The sequence below is a fragment of the Bacillus sp. JJ1127 genome (genome assembly GCF_036965845.1).
Taxonomy (GTDB): Bacteria; Bacillota; Bacilli; order Bacillales; family Bacillaceae_G; genus Bacillus_A.
In genome coordinates, this window is sequence record NZ_JBALQK010000050.1 from 5,781 (window position 1) to 12,950 (window position 7,170).

Below are 7,170 nucleotides of genomic sequence, written 5' to 3' on the forward strand. Positions count from 1 at the left end.
TTAGATGTCGAAAAATTAACATGGATTTATATAATCGTTTCTCTTGCTAGAAGAAAACTCATAATAACCTGAGCAGCTACCCGGCTCGTCATATCACGAAAATCTAGCGTTGGATCAATTTCTACAATGTCCATACCTTGAACAAGCGGTTCTTGACCAAGTACTGTAATCGCATCAAGTAAAGTTGTACTATCCATACCACCTGGGCCAATTGCTGGACAACCTGGTGCAAATGCTTGATCTAATACATCCATATCTACAGAAACATAAATAGCTGTAACGCCTTGTCTACGTAAAATCTCAATGCTTTCTGTAATGATATCTTTCATCGCTCTCTCTCGAACATGCTTCATTGTATATACCGTTACACCATGCTCTTTTGCATATTCATGATACGTTCGCGCGTTTGAAAAATTGCGTATACCAATTTGAACAAGCTGCTTTCCTGTAATCACATCATTCTCTAGTAAACTACGAAATGGCGTCCCATTAGACGGTCCTCCATCTTCTAAATTACGTAAATCATGATGTGCATCGAATTGGATAATGCCAACTTTTCCTTTACTACTTGCAAAACCACTTATACTAGGAAAACTAATAGAATGATCGCCACCAAGAACAATTGGTACCATTTGTGGATTTACTTTCGTCAAGTGACCGAGCGTCTTAACAATACGATTGTGACTTTCTTTTATGTCTGTCACATGCATCGTAATATCACCGCAATCATACAAAACGCTTTCTTTCATATCATGCTCTTCTGTAATTGCATATGTGCTATACGCATCTAGCATTGTCCGAATGGTTTTGGGTGCAAAACATGCGCCTGAATGACTAATAGACGGCTTTGAGAGCGGTGCACCAATTAATGCTGCACCAAAAATTTCTTCACTCTCATCCCAATTTTTAACCATTTCACTCCATTTCATTACTTCACGATCAATAAACTTTGCATTTTTCTTTAAATAGTGGCCTTGCTCCACGATTTGTCACCTCTTGTATATGCAATATTACCATTCTTCCATACTGTATTTACATGGCTTACTCCGTAATGATACGGTACATACGCATAATTATATGCATCCCATAAAACTAGATCTGCCTTACGTCCAACTCGAATTTTCCCAGCAACATCACCACGATTAATTGCATAAGCTGAGTTAACCGTTACAGCATTCCAAACTTCTTCTGGTGTCATTTTTAGTTTCAACATTGCAATACTCATGATAAGCTGAATATTTTCAGTCGGGCAGCTACCTGGGTTAAAGTCTGTTGCTAAAGCAACCGCTACACCTTCGTCAATCATTTTACGTCCACGAGCAAAACTTTCTTTATTTAAGTAGAAAGTCGTTCCTGGGAGTAACGTTGCAACTGTATTAGAATTTGCAAGCATTTCAATTCCTTTATCAGATGCCCCAACTAAATGATCTGCTGATGCCGCACCAATTTCTGCCGCTGCTTCTGCACCACCAAGCGGGTCAATTTCATCCGCATGAATTTTCACGTCAAAACCAAGCTCTTTCGCCTTTAATAAGAATTCTTTTGATTCGTCTACAGAGAATACACCTGTTTCACAGAAAATATCAACGAACTCAGCTAATTGTTTTTCCTTCATCTCTGGTAATAAATCTAACATCCATTGTAAAAATTCTTTTGATCTTCCCTTATATTCTTTTGGAACAGCATGTGCTCCTAAGAATGTTGACACTAAGTCAATCGGATGCTCTTTTTGCAACTGCGCCGCCACTTCTAATTGCTTCCACTCTGTTTCATCATCTAATCCGTAGCCACTCTTTGCTTCCACTGTTGTCACGCCAAATGATAACATGCGATCCAAATGAAATTTCGCCTTCTGCACAAGTTCTTCTTTCGAAGCTTGCTTCGTCGCATTCACAGTCGAAAGAATACCGCCGCCTTGCTCTAAAATTTCTAAGTATGGAACTCCCTGTAATTTAAGAGCAATTTCATTTTCACGAGATCCACCAAATACAAGGTGTGTATGAGGATCAACTAGCCCAGGAGAAACCATTTTCCCTTCGCAATCAATGATTTCTTTTGCTTGTAAGCCTTGTGCTTCTTCAGCTGTTCCAACGAAAGTAACAACTCCATTTTCAATACCTACTACTCCGTTTTCAATAACAGGAAGCGTGTTCATCGCTTCCCGTCTTAACAAGCCATCTTCTTGATCCATTGTTAGCAATTGACCGATATTTGTTAGTAAAGTGTCCAGCATGTTTCTTCCTCCTTATTTCATCATTGGAATATTAACGCCTTTTTCTTTCGCTGTTTCAACAGCTAAGTCATATCCTGCGTCAACGTGACGAACAACACCCATACCAGGATCAGAAGTTAATACGCGTTCAATACGTTTTGCCGCTGCTTCTGTTCCATCAGCAACGATAACCATTCCAGCGTGAAGTGAATATCCCATGCCAACTCCTCCGCCGTGATGTACAGATACCCAACTTGCACCGTTTACACTATTGATTAATGCATTTAAAATTGGCCAGTCTGCTACTGCATCACTACCATCTTTCATCGATTCTGTTTCACGGTTTGGTGAAGCTACTGATCCACAATCTAAATGGTCACGACCGATAACAATTGGTGCTGACAATTCACCACTTGCCACCATTTCATTAATGATACGACCAAATTTTGCACGCTCCCCGTAACCAAGCCAACAAATACGTGATGGCAAACCTTGGAATTCAACTTGCTGACGTGCCATACGAATCCAGTTACATAAATGCTCGTTATCCGCAAACTCACGTAAAATCACTTCATCAGTTTTATAAATATCTTCTGGATCACCTGAAAGAGCTACCCAGCGGAATGGCCCTTTTCCTTCACAGAATAATGGACGAATAAATGCTGGAACAAATCCTGGGAAATCAAATGCATTTTTTAATCCTTCATCGAAAGCAACTTGGCGAATATTATTACCATAATCAAATGTAATTGCACCTTTTGCCTGCATTGCAAGCATTGCTTCTACATGCTTTTTCATACTTTCTTTTGATAATTGTATGTAACGCTCTGGATCTTCTTTACGAAGTTTTGCTGCTTCTTCTAATGAGTACCCTGCTGGAATATAGCCGTTTAACGGATCGTGTGCAGACGTTTGATCTGTCACTAAGTCTGGTGTAATACCACGGTTTACTAGCTCCGGTAAAATTTCTGCAGCATTTCCTAATAATCCAATTGAGATTGGTTCTTTCTTTTCTTTGTATTCTTTCGCAACAGCTAGTGCCTCTTCTAAAGATTCTGTATACATATCGCAGTATCTTTTCTCAATACGACGGTCAATACTACGTTTATCAACATCAATCGCAATTACAACACCACCGTTCATCGTAACAGCAAGAGGTTGCGCTCCGCCCATACCACCTAAACCAGCAGTAAGTGTTAATGTACCTTTTAATGAACCACCAAAGTGTTGACGTGCTGCTTCTCCAAATGTTTCATATGTTCCTTGTAAAATCCCTTGTGTGCCGATATAAATCCAGCTACCTGCTGTCATTTGTCCATACATCATGAGGCCCTTTTTCTCAAGTTCACGGAAGTGATCCCAATTTGCCCACTTCGGTACTAAGTTTGAGTTTGCTAGAAGGACGCGCGGTGCATCTTCATGTGATTTAAAAATCGCAACAGGTTTTCCAGACTGAACGAGTAATGTCTCATCACTCTCCAATGTTTTTAACGAATCAACAATCGCATGATAGCTATCCCAGTTACGAGCTGCACGACCAATTCCGCCATATACAACTAATTCTTCTGGTTTTTCAGCTACTTCAGGATCTAAATTATTCATTAACATACGAAGTGCCGCTTCTTGAATCCAGCCCTTTGTTTGTAATTCTGTTCCTCTTGGCGCGCGAATTGTTTGTTTTACATTTTCCATTTCAATCTCTCCCTTTTCTTTTTTATAGTGCCGCATTTACATCCATTCGTTCCATTGTCCAGCGACTTATTTTTAACCAATGCGCAATATTTTCAATATCTGTTGAGAAAATACGATCGTTTGTAATGGAAGGCACGTGCTGACGACCTTGATGATAAAAAGCCCTCGTTACTGTACTCATTTCTTGGGTACCACGATATTCCGCCGCTTGCATTGCACAAATCATTTCAATTGCAAGAACACGTCTTACATTTTGAATAATTTGATGTGCATGACGCGAAGCAATTGTTCCCATGCTTACATGATCTTCTTGGTTAGCTGATGAAGGAATAGAATCCACGCTTGCTGGATGCGCTAACGTTTTATTTTCTGAAACGAGTGACGCTGCTGCATATTGCATAATCATTGCACCAGATTGAAGTCCTGGTTCTGGACTTAGAAATGGTGGTAAATCATTTAATTGCGGATTCACAAGACGCTCGATACGACGCTCAGAGATATTCGCAAGTTCCGCCATTCCAACCTTTAAAAAGTCCATTGCAAAAGCAATTGGTTGTCCGTGGAAGTTCCCACCAGAAATTACTTTTTCTCCACCATCAAAAATAAGCGGGTTATCTGTTGCTGCGTTCATTTCAATTTCTAATTTTTCTTTTACATAATTTAAAACTTGCCAGGAAGCACCATGCACCTGCGGGATGCAGCGAAGCGAGTATGCATCTTGTACGCGTTGTTCCCCTTGCTTTGTGACAAGCTTGCTATCATGGAGAATAGCTCGGATACGCTTAGCAACTTCTACTTGTTCTTTGTATCCACGAGCTTTATGAACATTTTCATCAAATGCATCGATAATGCCGCGTAACCCTTCAATTGTCATCGATGCAATTAATTCTGATTGATAAGCAATTGCTTCAGCTTCTATATAAGAAAGAATTCCTTGTGCTGTCATCGCTTGCGTACCATTGATTAATGCAAGACCTTCTTTCGCTTCTAATTCAATTGGTTCTAGCCCTTCTTCCGTAAGAGCTACCATCGCATGAACACGTTTCCCTTTATAAAACACTTCACCTTCTCCTAATAGAACGAGAGCAAGATGAGATAATGGAGCCAAATCACCACTCGCACCTAATGAACCTTGCTGCGGAATAACCGGGTGAATTTTCCGATTCACAAACTCTAATAGCATATTGACAACAAGAGGACGAACACCAGATATCCCTTTTAACATCGTATTAGCTCGTAAAATTAACATCCCACGGGACACTTCTTCCGGGAAGGGATCACCTATCCCGCATGCATGTGATTGAATTAAATTATGTTGAAGTGCTTTTACATCATCTTTTTGAATAAATACATCACTAAACTTCCCAAAACCAGTTGTGATACCGTAAACAACCTTTCCATCTTCTACGATTTTTTCAACAGCTTCACGGCACTCTGCTACTTTTTTCATGCTGTTTGGGCAAGCTGTTACTCCTTCCCCTTCAAACAACAATCGTTTCATTTCTTCTACTGTCAATGAATGTCCTGTTAACGTAATCATTATTGTTCCTCCTTAAAAAAGCAAAAGGGGACCTTACCTTTTTAAGACAGACTTCTGTCCCAAAAAGCAAGGCCCCCTTCTAACTAATAGACTATGGGCAAATCATATGTGATTAATTCCTAAACCAATCGCCTCATGCTCAGATCCTTTTACAGGCGCACCTATCGTTCCATAAAGTGCAACAGCAACCCATTCGCCTTCTTTTTCGCCGTCGTATGGTGTACCGCGCACAATCGCAAACCGAAGACCTACTGTACGAAGAACGTCTGCTAACTGAATTTGACCTCTCGTTACTCCGTACAACGCTTCCATGATTGCATGATAAAGTGCATGCGTTTCTCTGTAAACGTCTGTTTCAATAACTTGGTTGCTCTTAGCCGCTGTTTCCATTGCTGCGACAACCTTTTGCGAATTCATAGAACCAACTTTTCCAGTACAATACTTCCAACCTTTTGGAATGGATAGTACGGGACTTTCATTCTCATCCGCAAGCGCCAACAACATGGCCATACGACCAATTCGATGTGTTCCTTGAAGAAGCATGCGACTCTCTCATTTCTTATAAATTATTTGAATATTACTTAATTTAAGAATATATGAAAACGTTTTAATCGTCAATAGTTTAAACGATTATTTGAATGAATTTTTTTAATACTCTGTTACTGTTGTGTACACAGTTTATTTACAGAAATTTTTAAAGCATGCTATAGTCTCACTAACAGCTGTAAGGGGGAACCAAAATTGGTTAAGAGAAAAGATATTCATTTTCGAATTGACGAAAGATTACTAGAAAGATTTGAAGCAGCACTTCATTATGAAGGTCTAAATAAAACAGATATTTTAACACATGCTATTCAGCAATTTTGTGTAAAGGTGGAATTAGAAAAGATGGATGATGTAAAAAGGCAATACGCTGTAAGTAACCATCTGCAAACACGGATCGATACTCATAAAAAATATGAGGAAAAACGAGTAGACTTAGATGAAGTTGTAATAGATTATCTACAATTACAAGGAACGGAAAAGATATTAGAAGTTGGATGTGCTAATGGAAAATTCCTTGCACTACTGCAAAAAAACGGTCATACGGGACATCTCACTGGTCTTGATCAATCTACAACTATGCTGCGAGAAGCTGCTATGAATACAGCAAAACAACATGTAAATATTGAATGGAAACTTGGAGACGCTACTAAACTTCCTTTCCCAGCTGATTCTTATGATTGGATAATCGCAAGACATATGCTGTATCACATGACGGATGTTGAAAAAACAATTCAAGGATTTCATAAAGTAATTTGTCCCGGAGGCAGATTCCTAGCCACAACAAATTCCCAGATCTCATTACCCCGTATGGATGAGATGTGTAACAAAATGTTAGCTGCATTCGATTTACCTGAAAAATCACCAACAGCTACTCCATTTTGTTTAGAGAATGGAAAACAACTATTACAATCTGTTTTTCAAACTGTAGAAGAAACAAGCATTCATAATTCACTTGTATTCCATAACGCGACGCCTATTGTCAATTATATCGCTAGTATGTTCCCATCATTAAACATACCTGATGATATTCACCTTCATTTAGAAATGAAGGAATGGCTTACAATCGAAATAGAAAATGAATTATCTCTTCATGGGGGAGTATGGCGTGACCCAAAAACACTTGCTATTTATCGTTGTACAAAATCAGCATAAATTCATCTTATAATATAATCTCTAAATC

Annotated in this window: 6 protein-coding genes; 1 reads left to right on the forward strand and 5 read right to left on the reverse strand. The window is 39.2% G+C overall.

Features of this window, described 5'->3' with window-relative positions:
* Positions 1-26: 26 nt before the first annotated feature.
* The 5 genes from hutG to hutP form a co-directional block, all read right to left on the reverse strand.
* On the reverse strand, positions 27-983 hold the full coding sequence (hutG, locus tag V7183_RS06770; RefSeq protein ID WP_097897647.1) for a formimidoylglutamase: 957 nt from the start codon (positions 981-983) through the stop codon (positions 27-29).
* Entirely contained in the window at positions 962-2,233 is a 1,272-nt protein-coding gene (gene hutI, locus V7183_RS06775; protein WP_335359029.1) for an imidazolonepropionase, read from the reverse strand. Before hutI ends, hutG begins: the two co-directional genes overlap by 22 nt.
* Before the next feature lie 12 nt (positions 2,234-2,245).
* Positions 2,246-3,904: a urocanate hydratase gene (hutU, locus tag V7183_RS06780; protein WP_097897649.1), complete on the reverse strand. Its 1,659-nt coding sequence runs from the start codon at positions 3,902-3,904 to the stop codon at positions 2,246-2,248.
* Positions 3,905-3,926: 22 nt separating this feature from the next.
* Complete coding sequence (gene hutH / locus V7183_RS06785; protein WP_335359030.1) at positions 3,927-5,444, reverse strand: histidine ammonia-lyase; 1,518 nt, start codon at positions 5,442-5,444, stop codon at positions 3,927-3,929.
* A 102-nt stretch (positions 5,445-5,546) separates the two neighbouring features.
* On the reverse strand, positions 5,547-5,987 hold the full coding sequence (hutP, locus tag V7183_RS06790; protein WP_335359031.1) for a hut operon transcriptional regulator HutP: 441 nt from the start codon (positions 5,985-5,987) through the stop codon (positions 5,547-5,549).
* Between the two features lie 198 nt (positions 5,988-6,185).
* On the opposite strand from hutP, the gene V7183_RS06795 reads away from it, so the two are divergent.
* Entirely contained in the window at positions 6,186-7,142 is a 957-nt protein-coding gene (locus V7183_RS06795) for a class I SAM-dependent methyltransferase (RefSeq protein ID WP_097897651.1), read from the forward strand.
* Positions 7,143-7,170 lie beyond the last annotated feature (28 nt).